A 22,158-nucleotide genomic window follows, 5' to 3' on the forward strand; every position below is an offset into this window, starting at 1 on the left:
ATGGGAAAACCTATAGTTGCTATAGTAGGAAGACCTAATGTAGGTAAATCTACACTTTTTAATAAATTAGCCGGCAAGAGAATTGCTATAGTGGAGGATACTCCAGGAGTAACAAGAGATAGAATTTATGCAGAGGCAGAATGGTTACGTCATAACTTTACAATAATAGATACAGGTGGTATTGAGCCAGAAAATGAAGATATAATTTTTAGTCAAATGAGAAGACAGGCTAATATAGCTATTGAAACTGCAGATGTTATTGTATTTATAGTTGATGGAAAACAAGGATTACATCCTTCAGACTATGAAGTAGCACAAATGCTTAGAAAATCTAAAAAACCAATAGTTTTAGTTGTTAATAAGATAGATAGAATTGAATTGGAGGATAATGCCTTTGAATTTTATAACCTTGGTATTGGAAATCCTGTTACCATATCAGCAACTCAAGGATTAGGACTAGGAGATATGCTTGATGAAGTAGTTCAGCACTTTGATAATGATAATGGTGGTGAAAATGAAGATGAATACATAAAAATTGCTATGATTGGTAAACCCAATGTGGGTAAATCATCTTTAATAAATAAATTATTAGGTGAGGAAAGAAATATAGTAAGTAATATTCCAGGAACCACAAGAGATGCAATTGACAGTAAGCTTGATACTGATGAAGGAAAATTTATATTAATAGATACTGCAGGGCTTAGAAGGAAAAGTAAGGTTAAGGAAGAGATTGAGAGATATAGTGTTATTAGAACTTTAACTGCTGTAGAGAGAGCAGATGTTTGTATACTTATGCTTGATGCTACTGAAAGTTTAAGTGATCAGGACGAGAAGATAATAGGATTTGCCCACGAACTTAATAAAGCTATATTAGTAATAGTTAACAAATGGGATTTAATTGAGAAAGATAATAATACTATGAGTAAATTTACAGCTGAGATTAAATCAGGGCTATCTTTTATGCCTTATGCTGATTATTTATTTATATCAGCACTTACAGGTCAAAGAGTTAATAAAGTTCTTGAAAAAGCAAGAGAATGTTATGGAAATTACAATAAGAGAATAGCTACAGGAGTATTAAATGATGTAGTAAGTAAGGCTATTCTAATGAAAGAACCTCCAGTAGTAGCATTAAGGAGATTAAAAATATTCTATGTAACTCAAGTAGGAACAAAGCCACCTACATTTATATTTTTTGTAAATGATCCAGCACTACTGCATTTCTCATATGAAAGATATTTAGAGAACAGGCTAAGAGAAAGCTTTGATTTTAAAGGTACTGGTATAAAAATGATATTTAGAGAAAGAAAAGAAGATTAATATTAAAAACTGTGATGTATAATCACAGTTTTTAATATATAATAAACTTAATTTACCACAATCATTAATTAAAGAGATTTTTTAATAAGGGGAAAAATAAGTATATTATGTGTTTCAGGGTTTTAATCTAAGGAGGGATTTTGATATGACTAAGGTAGCTTTTTTAGGAGCTGGTAGTTTTGGAACTGCACTGAGTATAATGCTAGCTAAAAGAGGAATTGAGGTGTCTATATGGGCACATAAAGATGAAACTATAGAGGATATAAATATCAAAAGAGAAAATATAAAATATTTACCCAATATAAGTATACCTAGTAATGTTATAGGAAATACAGATATGAAAGTAGTTATTGAAAATAGTAATATAGTTGTATTATCTGTACCTTCTCATGCTGTAAGGGAAGTAAGTAGAGAAGCAGCTTCTTATATGAAAAAGGGTCAAATAGTTGTTACAGTGGCAAAGGGATTAGAAAATGGGACATTAAAAAGAATGTCTGAAATAATAGAAGAGGAAATTACAATTGCTCCAGTAGTAGTGCTTTCTGGGCCTTCTCATGCAGAAGAAGTAGCTTTAGATATACCAACTACTGTAGTGAGCTCATCAAAGGATATGGATGCAGCTGAGAAGGTACAGGATATCTTCATATCTAATAAATTTAGGGTTTATACTAATGATGATTTAATTGGAGTAGAAGTAGGAGGAGCTTGTAAAAATATTATTGCGTTAGCAGCAGGTATATCTGACGGTATAGGCTATGGAGATAATGCCAAGGCTGCTCTTATGACAAGAGGAATGAGTGAAATAATAAGAATAGGAGTAAAGCTAGGGGGAAAAGCTGAAACATTTAATGGATTAACAGGCTTTGGAGATCTTATAGTAACTTGCACTAGTATACATAGTAGAAATAGAAGAGCAGGAATATTAATTGGTGAGGGCAAAACAACAGAAGAAGCCATAGAAAAAGTAGGCATGGTAGTGGAAGGAATTAAGGCATGCAGAGCTTTTTATGAATTAGGAAGAAAAGAAGATGTATCAATGCCTATAACAGAAGTATTATATAAGGTTTTATTTGAAGGAAAAGACCCTAAGATTGGTGTGTATGATCTTATGTCAAGAAATAAAAAATCAGAGCAGTTAATATATGATTAATGGTATTAATAGCCTAGTCTTAAATTTAAGATTAGGTTATTTTTAATTATTTTTAGGAATTTATTTTTGAAAGTAATAATATACATTTATTAGTAATATATATATATTGTTAATAAGTAGTTATGGGAGGGGAACCTTGGAAAACTTTGATATATATAAAGATATAGCAGAAAGAACGCAAGGGGATATATATGTAGGCGTAGTAGGACCGGTTAGAACTGGTAAATCTACATTCATAAAAAAATTTATGGAACTTATGGTTATACCGAACATAGATAATCCTCATAAAAAGGAACGTGCGAAGGATGAGCTGCCTCAAAGTGGTTCTGGAAAATCAATTCATACAACTGAGCCTAAATTTGTTCCAAATGAAGCTGTAGAAATCCAGTTTGAGGGTGGATCTAAATTTAAAGTTAGGATGGTAGATTGTGTAGGTTATGTAGTTAAAAATTCACTAGGGTATACTGAAGAAGATGTACCTAAAATGGTTAGTACACCATGGCACGATTATGAAATACCATTTGAACAAGCTGCTGAAATAGGAACGAAAAAAGTAATTACAGATCATTCCACCATTGGTGTAGTAGTTACTACTGATGGAAGTATTACAGGGTTAGAGAGGGAGGATTATGTAGAAGCTGAGGAAAGAGTGGTAAAAGAGCTTAAAGATATAAATAAGCCATTTATGATAATTCTCAATACTACAAATCCAAAAACAGAAGCTACAATAGAACTTCAAAAGGAATTAGAAGAAAAGTATGATGTTCCTGTAAAAATAATGGATATTATGAATATTAATCAAGATAGAATTACCGAAATATTTGATACAGTATTAAAAGAATTCCCAGTAAAAGAAATTAATATTGATATGCCAGAATGGATGGAAAACTTAAATGGAAGTCATTGGTTAAAAGTTAATATAATGACTATATTGAAGGCAATGTGTAGGGATATATTTAAGGTTAGAGATGTTAAAAAATGCCTGGATGCCTTCAAGGGAATAGAGTTTTTGTCCAACATAAAAGTAAAAGAAATGGATATGGGAAAAGGAGTTTCATATGTTGATATAAATCCTAAACAAGAATTATTCTATAAAATACTTGGAGAGGTTTGCAATATCGATATAAAGAATGAAAATGATCTATTAAATATGATGGAAGTATTTTATAAGGCAAAGGTAGAATATGATAAAGTAGCAGATGCATTAAGAGAGGTTAATGAAACAGGCTATGGCTTAGTTGCTCCGCAACTTAGTGAAATGAAGTTAGAAGAGCCAGAAATAGTTAGAAAAGGCAGTCAGTATGGAGTTAAACTTAAAGCATCAGCTCCGTCACTTCATCTAATAAAGGCAGATATTGAAACAGAAATTCAGCCAATAATGGGCAGTGAGAAGCAAAGCGAAGAATTTTACAATTCTATCATAGAACAATTTGAAAATGATCCTTCCAAGATATGGCAGAGTAATATGTTTGGAAAATCACTAGAAGAGTTAGTGAAAGAAGGATTGCAAAATAAGCTATATAAAATGCCAGAAGATGTACAAGTAAAACTTCAAAGAACCATTCAAAAAATAATTAATGAAGGCAATGGAGGACTAATTTGTATTATAATTTAGTGTTATGAGAAGAACAGTGGAATTAGTGAAGTGCAATGGTAGGTTGCAGATAAACACTCGCTTTATTCGCTAGAGAAAAGCAGAGAGCTGCAGTAAAATGTTTGCCTTACTTACTAGTTAAGGAAGTAACTACTCTCTAGCGAAGTGATTCTCTACTCCTATGAAGTACTTCACTGTAACCTCTGGTTGTCATTATCTAAATAAATTGCTTAGAAATTCATTTAGATGTATCTTTTAATACTAATATTATTATGATATAATTATTTCATAACTTTATCTGGGTGTAGCGCAGATGGTAGCGCACAAGTCTGGGGGGCTTGGAGTCGCAGGTTCAAGTCCTGTCACTCAGACCAAAAAATCCTTAAAGATTTATCTTTAAGGATTTTTTGGTTTTAAAATGTAAAATAATTCATCATATTGAATAAAAATCAATTTATAAAAGAAGTATTAAGATTATAATATAATATTGAATTAGATAAACAAACTCACATAATTATATTAAATGTCATAGCATAAGACAATCTTTATAGCAGATAATAAGTATATAGAGAGGAGGAGATTTCTTTGAAAAACATAGAAAAATATATAGGTGAAGGATATAAAATTATGAAGTTTGAAAGAGGAGTTGACTTATTGACGGGGCAAGAAATTGGGAAAATTGAGATGAAAGCAATTAATGGTACTATTGATGTAATGACAGTTGATGATAATGGTGCAGATGATATAGAAAAAAAAATGTTCTATTACTTATCAGAAAAATAAAAAAATAAGCCATATTTTGTTATTGATAAAAATCATTTTAAAATATGGCTTGTTTTATTTATGCATCGCTCTATAAAGAATATAAATTTATAGAGTGTCAATTTAATTATTCTTAATCATTGAAATTATTATTTTTTATATAAAATAATAATATGGTAATGTAATCACTTAAATTATGGTGTAAAATATATTTGCATAAATAAAATATATTAGTGGAACAAAGGTGTTCTAGGAGGTACATAAAAATGAGCAAAGTTATTGTTATATTTAATGGTGGAACTATATCTATGAAAGTAGATGAGAAGATTAAAGCTGCAGTTCCTACTTTAACTGGAGAAGAAATAATGTCTATGGTGACAGGAATAGAATCCTATGCTGAAGTTGAATCTTATACTTTCTCTAGTCTTCCAAGCCCTCATATGACTCCAGAGCTGATGTTAAAGTTATCAAATTATGTAAAAAATTTTTTGGATAGAAAGGACGTAGATGGAGTTGTAGTTACTCATGGTACAGATTCATTAGAAGAAACAGCATATTTATTGGATTTAACTATTAATAGTGAGAAACCAGTAGTAGTTACAGGATCTATGAGAAATAGTTCAGAACTGGGTTATGATGGACCATCTAATTTAGCAGCAGCAATATGTACAGCAACTTCAAAAAATTCTAAAAATAAAGGTGTATTAGTATGCTTAAATAATGAGGTAAACTGTGCTAGTGAAGTAACTAAATCTCATTCAATGCATTTAAACACTTTTCAAAGCCCTGAATTTGGTCCTATAGGGATTGTAGATCACAATGAAGTAATATTTTATCGAAATGCTTTGAGTAAACAGTTTATAGAAACTGATAGAATTGAAACTCAGGTTTATTTAATTAAAGCTTGTGCTGGTATGGATAATAGATTAATAGATTTTTGTGTCAATGAAGGAGCTAAGGGCTTAGTAATAGAAGCTATGGGTAGAGGGAATATACCTCCTAAGATGGCGGAGGGAGTTAAAAATGCTATAAAAAAAGACGTAGCAGTAGTAGTGGTATCAAGATGCTTTAAAGGAAGAGTTTTAGATAGCTATGGATATCCTGGAGGAGGAAAAGAACTTAGAAATGCTGGAGCTATTTTTGGAGATAGTATGCCAGGACAAAAAGCAAGAATAAAGTTAATGTTAGCATTGGGTAAAACGAATAATTTAAGTGAAATAAAAACTCTCTTTGAAGAAGGACATTACAATAATACGAATAATAAATAATGAAAAATAAAAAATATACGTAATTTTATTGACAAAGTAAACTTAGTTTTGATATTATAATGTAGAAAAATGAAATATGCGTTACATTTTCATATAAATTCGACATTATGGGTCGAAAGTTTCTACAGGATACCGAAAATTTCCTACTATGAGAACACCTAAGTTTTATATTAAGTTTTATATAACCATTAGGATTCTCATTCTAGTGGTTATTTTAATATAAACTAAGGGAGAGTAACAATGGAGAGATACTTTGAACTAAAAGAAAATGGTACTAACATTAAGCAAGAGTTAGTAGCAGGAATTACCACATTTTTAACAATGGCATATATAATTGCTGTTAATCCTATGATTTTAGGAGAGACAGGAATGCCAATGGGGGCATTAGTAACAGCCACTTGTTTAACGGCAGGGCTTACAACCATATTTATGGGTCTATATGCAAATGCACCTTTTGCACTAGCTTCAGGAATGGGACTTAATGCTTTTTTTGCTTACAGTGTTTGTTTAGGAATGGGGGTACCAATAGGTGTTGCACTAGCTGCTGTATTTGTAGAAGGAATTATATTTATTATTTTATCATTAACAAAAGTTAGAGAAGCAGTAGTTAATTGTATACCATTGACTATGAAACATGCAGTTACAGCAGGTATCGGTACATTTATAGCATTTATAGGGTTAGTAAATGCAGGTATAGTAATATCTAATAAAGACACATTAGTATCACTTGGAGAATTTCTTTCTCCTAAATTTATTATTGCAGTAATAGGAATTTTAATTATAGCAGTTTTAAATAGTAAAAAGATTAAGGGATCAATGCTATGGTCTATATTAGTATGTTCAATATTAGCATGGATTTTTGCAATAGTTAATCCAGAGGTAGCAGCAGCTAATAGTATATATTTACCAGAGGGTGTATTTAAATTTGAATCAATAAAAGAGATAGCCTTCAATCTTAGCTTCAATACATTAACTGATAAAGCATCAGTAATTAATTTTATAACTATAGTATTAACTTTCTTATTTGTTGATTTTTTTGATACTGTTGGAACCTTGGTTGGGGTGGCGTCAAAAGCTAATATGCTAGATGAAAATGGAAATGTTCCTAAAGCTAAAGAAGCATTATTGGTAGATGCAGTAGGAACTACTTTTGGAGCATTAATGGGAGTATCAACAGTTACAACTTATGTTGAAAGTGCATCTGGAGTAGCTGAAGGTGGTAGAACAGGACTTACAGCGGTATTTACAGGAATATTATTTTTATTAGCTATGTTCTTATCTCCTATATTTATAGCTGTGCCAGGATGTGCTACGGCTCCGTGTTTAATATGGATAGGTAGTATGATGATGGAAAGTGTAACTAAAATTAATTTTGAAGATTTTAGTGAGGCATTCCCAGCTTTTATAACTATTGTGGCAATGCCTTTAACATATAGCATAGGTGACGGATTGACTTTAGGAGTTATTTTTTACACAACTATAAATATGTTTAAAAACTTGTTAAGTAAAAAAGAAGATAGAAAACCTGTATCCATAGTGATGTATATATTAACCCTATTATTTTTACTTAAGCTTATATTTATGTAATTTAAATATACAATAAATGGAGACTATTCAAAAAGGATATTAAAAAAGTTTTGAATAGTCTTTTTATTTTAGCAAGAAATTGCAGCATAAAACACAGTTTAGATGGATTTTCTTAATTTTTCTATTAAATATTCAAGTTTTCTTTGAAATTCTTTTATTTTTAACTTGAAATTGATGATATACTTTATGTATAATAAATAAAGAATTTAGGAAGCAGTGGAAGGATGCGTTGTTTATGATAAAAAGCATGACTGGCTTTGGCAGAGGTACTGGTGAAGATGTTAATTCTAACTATATAATAGAAATTAAAACTGTTAATCACAGATATTTTGAATTAAACGTAAGAATGCCTAGAGCTCTAATATCTCTAGAAGATAATATTAGAAAAATTGTAAATGAAAAGATAAAGAGAGGTAAGGTAGATATCTTTGTAACTCAAAATGTTATAAATAGAGAAGATGTTGAAGCTATAGTAAATGAAAATTTAGCAGATAGTTACATGACATGTTTAAGATCTATTATGAATAAATATGGGTTAAGAGATGATGTCTCTGTAAGTAATTTAGCTAGATTTCCAGAGGTAATAACGCTAAAACAAAAAGAAGAAGACTTAGATAGAATTTGGAATAGTATGCTTAGCCCATTAAATGAAGCGCTGAATAATTTGTGGAATATGAGAGAAGTAGAAGGAGAAAAACTTTTAAAGGATATTAAAAGTAGATGTGAATTAATTTTAAATCATATTGATATAATAACTGAAAGAATACCAGAAGTATCCAAAGAGTATAGAGATAAACTTCTTAAAAAAGTACAGGATATACTAGGGGATAATCAATTAGATGAAAGTCGAATTACCATGGAGGTTGTCCTTCAAGCAGATAAAACTTGTATAGATGAAGAGGTAGTAAGACTTAAAAGTCATGTTAATCAAATACTAGAAACCTTGGAGTTAAATGAACCTATAGGAAGAAAGTTAGATTTTATTGTTCAAGAAATGAACAGAGAAGCTAACACTATTACATCGAAAGTAAATGACTTAGAACTTACTAATATAGCGCTAGGAATAAAGAGCGAGATAGAAAAAATAAGAGAACAAGTACAAAATATAGAATAATATTGGAAATAAAAAATAATATTAGGAGGGAATCCATGAGTATAAAACTTATAAATATAGGATTTGGAAACATAGTATCGGCAAACAGGTTGGTGGCAATTGTTAGTCCAGAGTCAGCACCAATAAAGAGGATAATTCAAGAAGCAAGAGAAAGAGGTATGCTAATTGATGCAACCTATGGAAGGAGAACTAGAGCTATAATAATTACGGATAGTGATCATATAATACTATCAGCAGTTCAACCAGAGACTGTAGCTCATAGACTATCAACAAAGGAAGACGACCATATAGAAGAGGTAGATGATTAATGAGTGTTAAAGGGCAGCTACTAGTTATATCTGGTCCATCTGGAGCTGGCAAAGGAACTGTATGTAAAGAATTAATAAAAAGAAATGATATATGGATATCTGTTTCGTGTACTACTCGAAGTCCTAGAAATGAAGAAGTAGATGGAATAAACTATTTCTTTATTTCAAAAAATGAATTTTTAGATAAAATTGATGAAAATGATTTTTTAGAATATGCTGAGGTCTATGGAAATTTTTATGGTACACCTAAATCAAAAGTTTTACATATGCTAGAACAGGGAAGAGATGTAATATTAGAAATAGATATTCAAGGAGCTTTGAAGATAAAATCTTCTTATCCAGATGGAGTATTCATCTTCATAATACCTCCATCAATGGAAGAATTAAAAAATAGAATTACAGGTAGAGGAAGTGAAACTCCAGAATCATTAAAAACAAGATTAGAAGCTGCTTATGATGAAATAAGCTTTGCATCAAAATATGATTACGCTGTAGTTAATGACATTGTAGAAGAAGCTGTTAAGAAAATTGAGCACATAATAGGTGCTGAAAAATGCAGAGTATATAAAATGAAAGATCAATTATTAGGGAGGTTTTAAACATGAACAATTCAATGATAAATCCATCAATAGTAGAACTTTTAGAAAGGGTAGATAACAGATACTCATTAGTTGTAGCTACATCTAAAAGAGCAAGACAATTAATAGAGGGTCAAAATTCACTGATAGATGAAAAAATTAATAAGCCGTTGACATTAGCTATAAATGAAATCAATCAAGAGGCTTACGAAGTACAGATGGTGAAAGAAGGCTTAAAATAAAATGAGAGATGAAAAAACTGTAGTTATAGGAGTTACAGGAGGAATAGCTGTTTATAAGGCACTAGATGTTATAAGTAGACTTAAAAAAGCTAATATAAATGTCCATGTCATTATGACAAAATCAGCTTGTGAATTTGTGACGCCACTGAGTTTTCAATCCTTAAGCCAAAATATAGTGGTAACTGATATGTTTGCAGAGCCTAAAGCTTGGGAGATTCAACACATTTCTCTTGCAAAAAAAGCAGATTTATTAGCTGTAATTCCTGCTACTGCTAATATAATAGGTAAAGTTGCCAATGGCATAGCAGATGATATGTTGTCAACAACTATTATGGCAACAAAGACGAAGGTAGTATTTGCAGCAGCTATGAACACAAATATGTATATGAATCCTATTGTTCAAGAAAATATTGAGAAATTGAAATCTCATGGTTATGGTTTTATTTTGCCAGCTAGTGGAAGGTTGGCTTGTGGAGATGTAGGAAATGGAAAATTAGCAGATACAGAGGAAATAGCTGATAGAATAATATCAGAACTTTATATGCCAAAAGACTTAATGGGAAAAAAGGTACTTGTAACGGCTGGTCCTACTAGAGCTAATATTGATCCAGTAAGATTTATAACTAATAGATCCACAGGAAAAATGGGGTATGCTATTGCTATGGAGGCTAGGGATAGAGGTGCAGAAGTAGTATTAGTAAGTGGTCCTACAAATATAAAGAAGCCAGAAGGAATAAAGTTAGTAAATATAGAGACTAATGAAGAAATGTTGCAAGAGGTTTTAAAGGAATATGAAAATAGTGATATTGTTATAAAATCTGCTGCAGTTGCTGATTATAAGACAAAAAACTATTCAGTTCAAAAGATTAAAAAAGGTGATGGAGACTTATCACTAGAGTTTGTCAGAGACAACGATATCCTTATGAAGCTGGGAGAACTAAAAAGAAACCAAATATTAATTGGCTTCGCAGCTGAAAGCAATGATATTATTGAAAATGCTCATAAGAAACTTAAAAAGAAGAATTTGGATTACATTGTTGCTAATGATATAACTGCTGCTGATTCTGGATTTGGAAAAGATATAAATAGAGTAACTATTATAAATGCCCAAGGAGAAAAAAGAGCCTTGGATGCTATGAGTAAAAAATCAGTAGCATGTGAACTATTCAATACAATCTTAAAAGATATGAAGAAGTAAAGCGACAAAGTCGCTTTTTTTCTTACAATTAAAAGAAAGGAGGAATTATATGAGTAAGTATGTAGGAGTCATAGTAAATAGTGAAGCCTTAACTTTAGATAAAATTTTCACTTATAAAGTCCCTAAGAATTTAGAGGAAAAAATAAATATAGGTAGATGTGTAACTGTTCCTTTTGGAAAAGGAAATAAGAAAATATATGGTTTTATAGTAGAAATAATAGATTATATAGAAGATGATGAAAAGATAAAAGAAGTATTGTCAATAGATGATAGTATGGATGTAATAACCCTAAAGAATCTAGAATTAATTAAGATTATGAGAGAAAAATATCTATGTACCTATTTAGAAGGAATTAAAGTAATGATTCCAAATGGATTATTAAAGGGTATTAATTTTAAAACCAAGAAAGTTATATCAATAGGAATACCCCTAGAAGGGAAATATAAAAAGACTACATATTTGGATATAATAGGTTTTATAAAAGAAAATAATGGGAAATATACAAAGACGGATTTATCAAAGGATTTCAAGTTATCTTTATCTTCAATAAATACTCTAATTAAACATAACTTTCTAAAAGTAGAGGACAACATTATTAATAGATATAATGATAAAATATATGAAAATTATGAAGAAAAAATATTAACGTCTTATCAACAACAGGCCTTTGACACCATAATAAATAGCAATGATAGAAATTTTTTGATTCATGGAATAACAGGAAGTGGAAAGACTGAGATATATATGGCTCTAGTGAAAGAAATGATTGCAAGGAAAAAGGATTCCATAATTTTAATTCCAGAAATATCTCTTACCCCACAAATGGTAGAACGATTTAAAGGTAGATTTGGAAGGGATATAGCTATATTCCATAGCAAACTCTCTGATGGCGAGAGATTTGATGAATGGATGAGAGTAAAACTTGGAAAAGTAAAGGTAGCAATTGGTGCAAGATCAGCTATTTTTTTACCCTTTTCAAATTTAGGGTTAATAATAATTGATGAAGAACATGAGAGTAGTTATAAATCAGATAGTGATCCTAAATATAATGCAAGAGAAATAGCCAAATTTAAAAGTGATATAGAGGGATGCAAGGTAGTGTTAGGTTCTGCCACCCCATCTGTAGAGACCTATTATAGAGGGCTAAGGGGAGAGTATAAAATCATAACATTAGAAAAAAGGGTATCAGGGGCAGAGCTACCCCAGGTAGAGATTGTTGATATGAGAGAAGAATTAAAAAATGGAAATAAATCTATGTTTAGTAGAGCACTATATGAAAATATTCAGCAAGTGTTAGAAGAGAAAAATCAAATACTCTTATTTTTAAATAGAAGAGGATTCTCAACTTTTGTATCATGTAGGGAATGTGGGTATGTATTTAGATGTAAAAACTGTGATATTTCTTTAACCTATCACAATAATCAGAGTAGTCTTACATGCCATTATTGTGGTGCTAAGGAGAGCATACCGAAGATTTGTCCTAAATGTGGGAGTAAGTATGTAAAATATTTTGGTGTTGGAACTGAACAATTAGAGGAAAAGGTTAAAAATACTTTTATTTTAAGTAAAACCTTAAGAATGGACTTTGATACAACTAGAGGAAAAGATTCCTATGAGAATATTTATAAACATTTTGTTAAGAAAGAAGCTAATGTATTAATTGGTACTCAAATGATAGCCAAGGGCTTAGACTTTCCAGATGTAACTTTAGTTGGGGTAATAGCAGCAGATTTATCATTAAATTTACCAGATTATAAAGCATCGGAGAGAACTTTTGGCCTTATAACACAAGTTTCAGGTAGGGCTGGTAGAGGAGCTAAAAGAGGGAAAGTAGTAATCCAAACCTATAATCCAGATAACTATAGCATAGTATATGCTGCAAATAATGATTATATTGGATTTTATAATGAAGAGATAAAAATAAGGGAAATGTTAAACTATCCACCGTTTAGTGAAATATTATGTATTAATCTTAGTAGTGAAGATGAAAGAAATTTAATAAAACATATACAATATTTAGCCGATAAAATAAAGATAATTTTTGATAAAAGTGATAAAATTGAAGTATTAGGTCCATGTCCATGTGGAATCTCTAAGATAAAAAATTATTTTAGATGGCAAATTATTATTAAGGGAAACTTTACTAATGAAGAACGGAAGAAAATTAGGGATTTAACCTACGAAAATATAAATTATAAAAATATAAGAGTGAGTATAGATTTAAACCCTAATAGCTTATTGTAACGCAAGGAGGATAATTATGGCATTAAGGAAGATTAGAACTGAAGAAGATGAAGTATTGAGAAAGAAAAGTAAGATAGTTAAGACCTTAGATGAGAGAACTAGAGTTTTAATAGAGGATATGCTTGATACTATGTATGATGCTAATGGAGTTGGATTAGCAGCTCCACAGATAGGTATATTGAAAAGAATAATAGTAATAGATATAGGAGAAGGTCCTATAACATTGATAAACCCAGAAATATTAGAGATGGAAGGGAAAGTTATTGATGCAGAAGGATGTCTAAGTGTTCCAGGAGAACAGGGAAATGTAGCTAGACCAGAATACGTAAAAGTTAAAGGACTAGATAAAAATTGGACTCCAGTAGAAATAGAAGCACATGAATTTTTAGCTAGAGCATTTTGTCATGAAATAGATCACTTAGAAGGAATATTATATACAGATAAAATTGTTAGGGGAGATAAGTAATATGAACATAGTGTTTATGGGAACACCAGATTTTGCAGTACCTTCATTAAAAGCTATAATAGATGAATTTGGAGTTAAAGCAGTATTAACTAAACCAGATAAACCTAAAGGAAGAGGAAAAGCCTTAGGTATGTCGCCGGTAAAAGAGTTAGCTATAGAGTATGAGATTCCAGTATATCAACCAGAAAAACTTAGAAAGGATGAGGAATTAATAAGCAAATTAAAATCTATGGAGTTAGATTTTATTATAGTAGTAGCTTATGGTCAAATTCTTTCAAAAAATATTTTAGACATTCCTAAGTTTGGATGTATAAATCTTCATGGTTCATTATTACCAAAGTATAGAGGAGCAGCTCCAATTCATCATGCAATTTTAAATGGAGAACGTGAAAGTGGTAATACAACGATGCTCATGGATGAAGGACTAGATACTGGAGATATGCTATTAAAAGAAACTATATGTATAAATGAAAACATGACATCAGGGGAATTATATGATGTATTAAAGAAATCAGGTGCAGAACTTTTAGTTAAAACTATAAAAGGAGTCCTTGAAGGAAATATTTTACCAGAAAAACAAGGTGAGAGTAGTACTGGTTATGCCAGTATGCTAGATAAGAAAATGGGAAATATTCAATGGAGTAATAGCTGTATTAATATTCATAATAAAATAAGAGGATTAAATCCATATCCCATGGCATATACCCATTATAAAGGTATATCTATGAAGCTTATTGAAAGTATAACTACTGAACACAAGTCTACAAAGGTACCAGGTACTATAGTTAAAGTTGATAAATCTGGTTTGCGAGTAGCTACAGAAGATAGAGATATATTAATAACTAAAATTCAGTTTCCAAATAAAAAGCAACTAACCGTAGAAGAATATATAAGAGGCAATGACTTAGAAGAAAATGAAGTTTTACATCAGTAAGGATAGGAGGAGTTTATATGCCTTATTTTAGACCATATTTCGATCCAACAATGATTATACTTTTACCCGCATTGATAATCTCATTCTGGGCACAGTATAAAATTCAAAATAGCTATGCAACTTATTCACGAGTGTATAGTAGAAATGGATACACTGGTGCTCAAGTAGCAAGGATGATTTTAGATAGTTATGGACTTTTTGATATACCAGTAGTTATTACTTCTGGGAAACTTAGTGACCACTATGACCCGACTAAAAAAGTAGTGAAGTTATCTAATGATGTATATAATGGAACGTCATTAGCTTCTATAGGAATAGCGGCTCACGAAATTGGTCATGCAATACAGCATAAGGAAGAGTATATACCTATAAAAATAAGGGGATCTCTTGTGCCAGTAGTTAATATTGGAACTAAAGCCTCTTGGGTATTATTTTTCATAGGAATTGTAATGTCTAATATTTTATTTATAAATTTAGGGATAATTTTCTTTTCCACAGCTGTAATTTTTCAATTAGTAACACTACCTGTAGAGTTTAATGCTTCTAATAGAGCAATAGCTATACTTGGTGCAAGAAATATATTATATGAAGATGAACTAAAAGGTGCTAAAAAGGTTTTAGGTGCTGCAGCTCTTACTTATGTAGCGGCTGCTATAACTGCTATTGCTCAACTTTTAAGGTTAATAGCAATAAAAAATAGAAACGATGGATAGGATGATAAAATAATGGATAACCCAAGAAAAGTAGCAATAGATACAATTATTCAAGTTGTAGAAAATAAAGCATATTCTAATATAATACTAGGAAAGAACTTGAATAGCTCAGATTTAAATGAAAAAGATAAGGCTTTGACTACAGAAATAGTTTACGGTACTATCAAATATAAATATACAATTGATAAAATATTAAAGACATTTTTAAATAAAAAATTCGATACGATAGATAAATTTATACTAAATTTATTAAGAGTATCTATATATCAGCTTAGATATTTAGACAAAGTGCCAGAGTTTGCAGCAGTTAATGAAGGTGTAGAGTTGTCCAAAAAATATGTGTCTTTGGGAGCATCAAAGCTAGTAAATGGAGTTTTACGAAATTATTTGAGGACAAAAGAGGGGAATTATTACAGTGAAGATAATATTTTTGAAAAGCTAGCCTTTCAGTATTCTTATCCTCAATGGATAGTAAAGCTTTTTATAAATCAATATGGTAGTGAAGTTGGAGAACAAATATTAAAAGGATTAAATGAAAGACCAGGAATGACAGTTAGAGTAAATACTCTTAAAGGTGAATATGAACAAGTATTTAATAATCTGTGCAATAATAACTATTGCGTAGAAGAAGGATGTGTGTGTCCAGAGGCTATTAGAATAATCAAGGGTCATAGCATTGAGAAAAATCCATTATTTCAAGAAGGATTTATTACTGTTCAAGATGAAAGTGCTATGTTAGTAGCTCCATCTATGGGATTAGAGGATGGTATGATTGTTTTAGATTTATGTAGTGCTCCAGGAGGAAAAACTACTCATATATCTGAAATTATGAATAATACTGGAAGAGTTTTAGCCTTTGATATATATGAACATAAGTTAGAATTAATAAAAGAAAATTTTGAGAGACTAGGTATAAAAAATATAGAGTTAAATATTCTAGATGGAACGGTGAAGCAAGATGAATATTTGAATTTTGCTGAAAGGGTATTAATAGATGTACCTTGCTCAGGTCTTGGAATAATTAGAAAGAAACCTGAAATAAAATATAATAAAAGAGAAAAAGAGTTAAAAGAAATAGTTAATATACAAAGAAAAATAATGAGTAATGCAGCCTCTTATGTTAAGGATGATGGTGTATTGGTATACTCTACATGCACCTTAAATAAAGAGGAAAATGAAAAAAATATATCCTGGTTCTTAAAAAATAATCCACAATTTAATATAGAGCCATTGAATTTTGGAAAGCTAGATAATATGATATACCATGAAGATGGATGTGTTACTATCTTACCAAATGAATACATGGATGGATTTTTTATAGCAAAAATTCGTAGACATAAGTAGGTGTAATATATGAAAAACATATTAGATTTAGATTTAAGCCAGCTTAAAGCTTGGATGAAGGAACATGGAGAAAAAGAATTTAGAGCAAAACAAATTTTGGGGTGGATATATAAGGGAGTATGGAGTTTTCAGGATATGAAGAATATTCCTAAAAATACTATAGATAACTTAAATCAAAATTTTTATATTGGAATACCGGAAATAGTCGAAACTTATAAATCTAATATAAGTAAAACTAGAAAACATTTATTCCTTCTTCAGGATGGTAATATTGTAGAAGGGGTTGTAATGGAATATAACCATGGTAATTCCATATGCATATCAACACAAGTAGGATGTAGAATGGGATGTAAGTTTTGTGCTTCTACTCTAGATGGTGTGGTGAGAAGCTTAACTAGTGGAGAGATGCTTGGGCAAATTATAAGAGCTCAGAGTGAATTAAAAGCTAGAATATCTAATGTAGTATTGATGGGAAGTGGAGAGCCACTAGATAACTTTGAAAATGTAGTGAAATTCCTGATAGATGTAAATGCGGATTATGGATTAAACATAGGTCAAAGACACATAACCTTATCTACTTGTGGAATTGTACCTAAAATTAAAGAGTTGGCAGATTTAGATATGCAGATTACATTAGCAATCTCATTACATGCCCCAAGTGATGAGATTAGAATTAAAACTATGCCTATAGCTAAGGCATATTCCATTGAAGAACTTTTAGAAGCTTGCAGATATTATATACAAAAGACCAATAGAAGAATTACCTTCGAATATGCATTAGTGAATGGATTTAACGATTCTAAAGAGGATGCTATACAACTAGGGCATATGATAAAAGGGATGCTTTGTCATGTTAATTTAATTCCTATAAACGAAATAAAAGAAAACAATTTAAAGAAGTCTAATTTAAATCAGGTTAATGAATTTAAAGAGATCTTGAGTAAACAGAGCATAGAAACCACTATAAGAAAGGAAATGGGGTTAGATATTAATGCCGCCTGTGGACAGTTAAGAAAAAGTTACTTAGAAAAAAAGGAGTTATAATATATGGGGAGATTATTAGGATTTGGAACTGATGTGGGAAATAAAAGAACCCTTAATGAAGATTATATAGGATATTTTGAGGATAGTACTATAGGAATTTTCATAATAGCTGACGGAATGGGAGGACATAATGCAGGTGAAATTGCCAGTAAGTTAGCAGTAGATACTATAATAGATTATATAAAAGATAATAAAGAAAGTAATGATATTAGAGAAGTATTAGATGAGTCTATAGCAGAGGCTAATAGAAAAATCTATAAGCATAGTATTGTTAATGAAGATTGTAAAGGTATGGGAACTACTGTAACTATAGCTGTTATAAAAGATAAGCATGCTGTAATTGGAAATGTTGGAGATAGTAGAGGATATTTATTTTCCAATGGAATTCTAAAAAGAATAACAAAAGATCATTCATTAGTGCAAGAGCTTTTAGATAATGGAACTATTACCAATGAGGAAGCATTTAATCATCCAAATAAAAATGTTATAACAAGAGCCGTAGGAACTAATTATACTGTAAAGGCTGATTATTATGATATAGATTTAGAAGATATAGATAGAATCATATTATGTAGTGATGGATTAACTAATGAAGTAACAGAATTAGAGTTAAAGAATGTTTTGATAGAAAATAAAAAAGACAGTTGTAAGGCATTAATAGAGCTTAGCAAGTTAAAAGGTGGACGGGATAATATTTCTATTATCATTTTTAAAGGAGAGTGCGCAGATGATAGGAACTATATTGGGTAGTAGGTATGAACTAATCGAAAAAGTTGGAGAGGGTGGAATGGCAATAGTATATAAAGCAAAATGCCTTCTTCTTAACAGATACGTGGCAGTGAAAATACTGAAACCAGAGTATTGTAACAACATAGAGTTTATGAATAAATTCAAAAAAGAAGCAGCTGCTACTGCTAGTTTCTCTCATAACAACATAGTTAATATATATGATGTTGGAAGTGAGGGAAATATAAATTATATTGTAATGGAGTTAGTTAAGGGAAAAACCCTTAAGGAAGTTATTAGAGAGTCAGCACCTTTAAAAACTGAGGATATATTAAGTATTTCGATTCAAATTGCAAAGGCTTTAGAGTGTGCACATAAAAATAATATAATTCATAGAGATATAAAGCCACATAACATATTGGTTACTGAGGATGGAACAGTAAAGGTTACAGACTTTGGTATAGCTAAGGCTACATCTTCTGATACTATAACCCATACTAATAAGGTAATAGGTTCGGCACATTATTTTTCTCCAGAGCAAGCAAAGGGAAAAGTAGTAGACAATAGAACAGATATTTATTCACTAGGAATAGTAATGTATGAAATGGCAACTGGTAAGGTTCCTTTTGATGGAGATAGTGCTGTAGTAGTTGCTCTTAAACACATACAAGATACTATAACCTCACCTAAGTCCTTGGTTAGCACTATACCTGAGAGCCTTAATCATTTAATATTAAAGGCTACAGAGAAAGAACCGATAAGAAGATACAATAGTGCTAGTGATATGTTAGTAGATTTAAAGAAGATCCAAAATAACACATATAAAATAGTTAAGCCTACCCATATGCAAAATGAGTTTACTAAGGTTATGGATTTAAGTGATATAGATCCAACCATGTATAATAAAAATGTAGCTAAGAGTAAAAATTATGTAGATAGTGATGATGACTATGATGAAGATGAGGATGAAGATGAAGAATATAGCAGAAGTAAAAGTAGTAGAAAAAAATCTAAGAATTCAAGTAAAAAGATATGGCTTATTGGAATTCCGATTACAATATTAGTTATAGTTTTAGGAATTTTTGCTGGAAATATACTATATAACTTTAAAGATGGTGGAAGTAAAAAGGAATTGAAGGTGCCTACAATAATGGGGAGTAGTGTAGAAGTAGGAAGAAGAGCTGTAGAAGAATTAAATTTAAAATTTGATATTAAAGATGAAATTGAAAATGAAAAACCTAAAGGGACTATAATCTCAGTTACACCTAATGAAGGTACTATAGTGAAAAAGGAAAGCACAGTTGTGGTAACTGTAAGTGCTGGACCCAAAGAGCTTCAAGTACCTTCTGAGATAATAGGATTAGGAAAAAATGTAGCACAAGATTATATAGTGAATTTTGGTTTAAAAGTAGGAAAAATTACAGAAGAAAATTCAGAGGATTACGAAGAAGGTACAGTAATAACTACAGATCCTAAGCCAAATACGTCAGTTAAAAAAGGTGATACAATTAATATAGTTGTTAGTAAAGGAACAGCTATTAAATACACTAGAGTCCCAGATTTATTAGATAGCAATCTAGAAACTGCAAAACAAGTGTTACAAGCTTCAAATTTAAAGTTAGGAGAAGCAACGCATGTATTAACTAATGATAAATCTAAAGACGGAAAAATATTTAATCAAAGTATTAATCCAAATACTAAAGTAAAACATAATGAAGCAATAAATGTGAATTATTACAAGTATGAAGATCCAGATGCTGGGAAGGTAGAAGTTCCAGAATTGAGAGGGTCCACACCAAAGGACATAGAAAGTATACTTAAAAATTTGGGATTGAAGCTTGAAGTAAATGGAGATAAGAAGGGATTAATAATTAATCAAAGCATTTCTCCAGGTCAAAAAGTTGAAAAAGGGATAACTATAATAGTGACAACTCAATCCCAGGATGGAATTGGTGGAGATGAAAATAATTAATATCTATAAGAAATGAATTCAGTAGGAGCAATTACTCCTACTGAATTCGTATAAAATAAAAATGGAGGCAACTAATATATGCAGGGAGTAATAGTTAAAGGAATAGGCGGGTTATATTATGTTGATGTGGATAGAGAAATTTATGAATGCAAAGCTAGAGGTAAATTTAGACACAATGGATTAGCACCTCTCATAGGAGATAGTGTAATAATAGAAGTAGATAAAGATAATAGTGGAATAATAACTGAAATTTTGGAGAGAAGTACTGAACTTCTAAGACCTAGTGTAGCAAATGTTACGCAAGCTTTTGTTGTAGTCAGTTATAAAAATCCAGATTTGAATTTAAATCTACTATATAAATTCTTAGTTCTTTGTCAATATAATGGAGTTACTCCTATTATATGTATAAATAAAACAGATTTGGAACCTAAAGGTAGTTTAGAATTAGGAGAAATGTTGTTGGGTTGCGGTTATGAAACTTTATATCTTCAAGGAAAGTTTGGGATTGGTATAGAAGGATTGAAAGATGAAATGGAAGGTCATATTAGTGTATTTTGTGGGCCTTCAGGAGTTGGAAAATCTACAATCCTAAATAAGGTAATGGGAAGAGAAGTTATGAAAACTGGAGATATAAGTGATAAACTTAAAAGAGGTAAACATACTACAAGACATAGTGAATTAGTTAGAATTGAGGATGGATTCTTAGTAGATACTCCAGGTTTTTCATCTTTAGAATTAGATTTTATACCAAAAGATAAATTGCAATTTTGTTTTTTAGAATTTGATAAGTATAGAGATAGGTGTAGATTTAACAATTGTATGCATCATAAAGAGCCTGGATGTAAAGTTAAGGAAGCTGTGGAGAACAGAGAAATAGATTCATCTAGATATGAATTTTATATAAAAACATTAGAAGAATTAATAAATAGGGGGAAGAAAAAATGATTAAACTAGCACCATCAATTTTATCAGCAGACTTTTCAAAATTAGGAGAACAAATAATAGAATTAGAGAAATTTGGAGCTGACTGGATACATATAGATGTAATGGATGGAATGTTTGTTCCGAATATATCCTTTGGAATTCCTATTATGAAATCTATTAGAAGCATTACTAATTTAGTTTTTGATGTTCACTTAATGATTGAAGAACCAGCTAGATTTATAAAAGATTTTATTGATAATGGAGCGGATATGGTAACTATTCATTATGAAGCAGATAGACATATAGATAGAACCATAAAATATATAAAATCACTAGGAGCTAAGGCTGGTATAGCATTAAATCCTGGTACTTCAGTTAGTCTAATTGAAGATTTAATTCCCGATTTAGATATGGTTTTAATAATGTCTGTAAACCCTGGATTTGGAGGTCAAAAATACATAGAATATTGTGGAGAGAAAATTGCTAAGGTTAAAGAATTTAAGGAAAAGTATAATCCTAATCTATATATTCAAGTAGATGGAGGTATAGATGCTAATAATATAGCTCAGGTTGTAGAATATGGTGCGAATTCAATAGTTGCAGGCTCTGCTGTTTTTAAAAATAATAACATAGAAGAAAATATAAAAAAATTAAAAGCAGGTATGTAAA

The 22,158-nt window shown here is 30.6% G+C and carries 21 protein-coding genes, 1 tRNA gene and 1 riboswitch; all 22 genes read left to right on the forward strand.

Features of this window, described 5'->3' with window-relative positions; genetic code table 11:
• The 22 genes from der (at position 1) to rpe (ending at position 22,157) form a co-directional block, all read left to right on the forward strand.
• Complete coding sequence (gene der / locus ACI48Q_RS05190) at positions 1-1,320, forward strand: ribosome biogenesis GTPase Der (RefSeq protein ID WP_474917980.1); 1,320 nt, start codon at positions 1-3, stop codon at positions 1,318-1,320.
• A gap of 145 nt (positions 1,321-1,465) precedes the next feature.
• Positions 1,466-2,470 (forward strand): NAD(P)H-dependent glycerol-3-phosphate dehydrogenase, encoded by a 1,005-nt coding sequence (locus ACI48Q_RS05195; RefSeq protein ID WP_474917981.1) that lies wholly within the window; start codon positions 1,466-1,468, stop codon positions 2,468-2,470.
• Between the two features lie 136 nt (positions 2,471-2,606).
• Positions 2,607-4,085: a stage IV sporulation protein A gene (gene spoIVA, locus ACI48Q_RS05200; RefSeq protein ID WP_474917982.1), complete on the forward strand. Its 1,479-nt coding sequence runs from the start codon at positions 2,607-2,609 to the stop codon at positions 4,083-4,085.
• Positions 4,086-4,362: 277 nt separating this feature from the next.
• Positions 4,363-4,438, forward strand: a tRNA-Pro gene (locus tag ACI48Q_RS05205).
• A gap of 211 nt (positions 4,439-4,649) precedes the next feature.
• On the forward strand, positions 4,650-4,847 hold the full coding sequence (locus ACI48Q_RS05210; RefSeq protein ID WP_474917983.1) for a hypothetical protein: 198 nt from the start codon (positions 4,650-4,652) through the stop codon (positions 4,845-4,847).
• A 245-nt stretch (positions 4,848-5,092) separates the two neighbouring features.
• Complete coding sequence (locus ACI48Q_RS05215; RefSeq protein WP_474917984.1) at positions 5,093-6,094, forward strand: asparaginase; 1,002 nt, start codon at positions 5,093-5,095, stop codon at positions 6,092-6,094.
• Between the two features lie 69 nt (positions 6,095-6,163).
• Positions 6,164-6,263, forward strand: a riboswitch (purine riboswitch).
• 71 nt (positions 6,264-6,334) lie between these two features.
• Entirely contained in the window at positions 6,335-7,681 is a 1,347-nt protein-coding gene (locus ACI48Q_RS05220) for an NCS2 family permease (RefSeq protein ID WP_474917985.1), read from the forward strand.
• A gap of 235 nt (positions 7,682-7,916) precedes the next feature.
• A complete protein-coding gene (locus ACI48Q_RS05225; RefSeq protein ID WP_474917986.1) occupies positions 7,917-8,795 on the forward strand; it encodes a YicC/YloC family endoribonuclease in 879 nt (292 codons plus the stop codon).
• Between the two features lie 35 nt (positions 8,796-8,830).
• Positions 8,831-9,103 (forward strand): extracellular matrix/biofilm regulator RemA, encoded by a 273-nt coding sequence (remA, locus tag ACI48Q_RS05230; protein ID WP_474917987.1) that lies wholly within the window; start codon positions 8,831-8,833, stop codon positions 9,101-9,103.
• Positions 9,103-9,702, forward strand: a complete 600-nt coding sequence (gene gmk / locus ACI48Q_RS05235; RefSeq protein ID WP_474917988.1) for a guanylate kinase — start codon at positions 9,103-9,105, stop codon at positions 9,700-9,702. The genes remA and gmk overlap by 1 nt, the downstream gene beginning before the upstream one ends.
• Before the next feature lie 2 nt (positions 9,703-9,704).
• Positions 9,705-9,923, forward strand: a complete 219-nt coding sequence (gene rpoZ, locus ACI48Q_RS05240) for a DNA-directed RNA polymerase subunit omega (protein ID WP_474917989.1) — start codon at positions 9,705-9,707, stop codon at positions 9,921-9,923.
• Position 9,924: 1 nt separating this feature from the next.
• On the forward strand, positions 9,925-11,121 hold the full coding sequence (gene coaBC / locus ACI48Q_RS05245; RefSeq protein ID WP_474917990.1) for a bifunctional phosphopantothenoylcysteine decarboxylase/phosphopantothenate--cysteine ligase CoaBC: 1,197 nt from the start codon (positions 9,925-9,927) through the stop codon (positions 11,119-11,121).
• A 49-nt stretch (positions 11,122-11,170) separates the two neighbouring features.
• Entirely contained in the window at positions 11,171-13,366 is a 2,196-nt protein-coding gene (priA, locus tag ACI48Q_RS05250) for a primosomal protein N' (protein WP_474917991.1), read from the forward strand.
• A gap of 16 nt (positions 13,367-13,382) precedes the next feature.
• Entirely contained in the window at positions 13,383-13,832 is a 450-nt protein-coding gene (gene def, locus ACI48Q_RS05255) for a peptide deformylase (RefSeq protein ID WP_474917992.1), read from the forward strand.
• Between the two features lies 1 nt (position 13,833).
• A complete protein-coding gene (gene fmt / locus ACI48Q_RS05260; RefSeq protein ID WP_474917993.1) occupies positions 13,834-14,766 on the forward strand; it encodes a methionyl-tRNA formyltransferase in 933 nt (310 codons plus the stop codon).
• A gap of 17 nt (positions 14,767-14,783) precedes the next feature.
• On the forward strand, positions 14,784-15,479 hold the full coding sequence (locus tag ACI48Q_RS05265; protein WP_474917994.1) for a zinc metallopeptidase: 696 nt from the start codon (positions 14,784-14,786) through the stop codon (positions 15,477-15,479).
• A 12-nt stretch (positions 15,480-15,491) separates the two neighbouring features.
• On the forward strand, positions 15,492-16,823 hold the full coding sequence (gene rsmB, locus ACI48Q_RS05270) for a 16S rRNA (cytosine(967)-C(5))-methyltransferase RsmB (RefSeq protein WP_474917995.1): 1,332 nt from the start codon (positions 15,492-15,494) through the stop codon (positions 16,821-16,823).
• Between the two features lie 9 nt (positions 16,824-16,832).
• Positions 16,833-17,867 (forward strand): dual-specificity RNA methyltransferase RlmN, encoded by a 1,035-nt coding sequence (rlmN, locus tag ACI48Q_RS05275; RefSeq protein WP_474917996.1) that lies wholly within the window; start codon positions 16,833-16,835, stop codon positions 17,865-17,867.
• Between the two features lie 3 nt (positions 17,868-17,870).
• Positions 17,871-18,617, forward strand: coding sequence for a Stp1/IreP family PP2C-type Ser/Thr phosphatase (locus ACI48Q_RS05280; protein ID WP_474917997.1), 747 nt, complete (start codon positions 17,871-17,873; stop codon positions 18,615-18,617).
• Positions 18,595-20,565 (forward strand): Stk1 family PASTA domain-containing Ser/Thr kinase, encoded by a 1,971-nt coding sequence (gene pknB, locus ACI48Q_RS05285; protein WP_474917998.1) that lies wholly within the window; start codon positions 18,595-18,597, stop codon positions 20,563-20,565. Before ACI48Q_RS05280 ends, pknB begins: the two co-directional genes overlap by 23 nt.
• A gap of 78 nt (positions 20,566-20,643) precedes the next feature.
• Positions 20,644-21,510 carry a ribosome small subunit-dependent GTPase A gene (gene rsgA / locus ACI48Q_RS05290; protein WP_474917999.1) on the forward strand — a complete coding sequence of 289 codons (867 nt, stop codon included), beginning with the start codon at positions 20,644-20,646 and terminating at the stop codon, positions 21,508-21,510.
• Positions 21,507-22,157, forward strand: coding sequence for a ribulose-phosphate 3-epimerase (rpe, locus tag ACI48Q_RS05295; RefSeq protein WP_474918000.1), 651 nt, complete (start codon positions 21,507-21,509; stop codon positions 22,155-22,157). The genes rsgA and rpe overlap by 4 nt, the downstream gene beginning before the upstream one ends.
• Position 22,158 lies beyond the last annotated feature (1 nt).

This window comes from Clostridium sp. LXY-7 (genome assembly GCF_056172015.1).

Excerpts from the sequence above, each read along its gene's own strand:
- priA (WP_474917991.1), top strand. The coding sequence starts at position 11,171 with ATGAGTAAGTATGTAGGAGTCATAGTAAATAGTGAAGCCTTAACTTTA.
- ACI48Q_RS05265 (WP_474917994.1), top strand. The coding sequence starts at position 14,784 with ATGCCTTATTTTAGACCATATTTCGATCCAACAATGATTATACTTTTA.
- pknB (WP_474917998.1), top strand. The coding sequence starts at position 18,595 with ATGATAGGAACTATATTGGGTAGTAGGTATGAACTAATCGAAAAAGTT.
- ACI48Q_RS05195 (WP_474917981.1), top strand. The coding sequence starts at position 1,466 with ATGACTAAGGTAGCTTTTTTAGGAGCTGGTAGTTTTGGAACTGCACTG.
- ACI48Q_RS05215 (WP_474917984.1), top strand. The coding sequence starts at position 5,093 with ATGAGCAAAGTTATTGTTATATTTAATGGTGGAACTATATCTATGAAA.
- rpe (WP_474918000.1), top strand. The coding sequence starts at position 21,507 with ATGATTAAACTAGCACCATCAATTTTATCAGCAGACTTTTCAAAATTA.
- ACI48Q_RS05225 (WP_474917986.1), top strand. The coding sequence starts at position 7,917 with ATGATAAAAAGCATGACTGGCTTTGGCAGAGGTACTGGTGAAGATGTT.
- rsmB (WP_474917995.1), top strand. The coding sequence starts at position 15,492 with ATGGATAACCCAAGAAAAGTAGCAATAGATACAATTATTCAAGTTGTA.
- rlmN (WP_474917996.1), top strand. The coding sequence starts at position 16,833 with ATGAAAAACATATTAGATTTAGATTTAAGCCAGCTTAAAGCTTGGATG.
- def (WP_474917992.1), top strand. The coding sequence starts at position 13,383 with ATGGCATTAAGGAAGATTAGAACTGAAGAAGATGAAGTATTGAGAAAG.
- ACI48Q_RS05280 (WP_474917997.1), top strand. The coding sequence starts at position 17,871 with ATGGGGAGATTATTAGGATTTGGAACTGATGTGGGAAATAAAAGAACC.
- remA (WP_474917987.1), top strand. The coding sequence starts at position 8,831 with ATGAGTATAAAACTTATAAATATAGGATTTGGAAACATAGTATCGGCA.
- ACI48Q_RS05220 (WP_474917985.1), top strand. The coding sequence starts at position 6,335 with ATGGAGAGATACTTTGAACTAAAAGAAAATGGTACTAACATTAAGCAA.
- fmt (WP_474917993.1), top strand. The coding sequence starts at position 13,834 with ATGAACATAGTGTTTATGGGAACACCAGATTTTGCAGTACCTTCATTA.
- rpoZ (WP_474917989.1), top strand. The coding sequence starts at position 9,705 with ATGAACAATTCAATGATAAATCCATCAATAGTAGAACTTTTAGAAAGG.
- gmk (WP_474917988.1), top strand. The coding sequence starts at position 9,103 with ATGAGTGTTAAAGGGCAGCTACTAGTTATATCTGGTCCATCTGGAGCT.
- rsgA (WP_474917999.1), top strand. The coding sequence starts at position 20,644 with ATGCAGGGAGTAATAGTTAAAGGAATAGGCGGGTTATATTATGTTGAT.
- coaBC (WP_474917990.1), top strand. The coding sequence starts at position 9,925 with ATGAGAGATGAAAAAACTGTAGTTATAGGAGTTACAGGAGGAATAGCT.
- der (WP_474917980.1), top strand. The coding sequence starts at position 1 with ATGGGAAAACCTATAGTTGCTATAGTAGGAAGACCTAATGTAGGTAAA.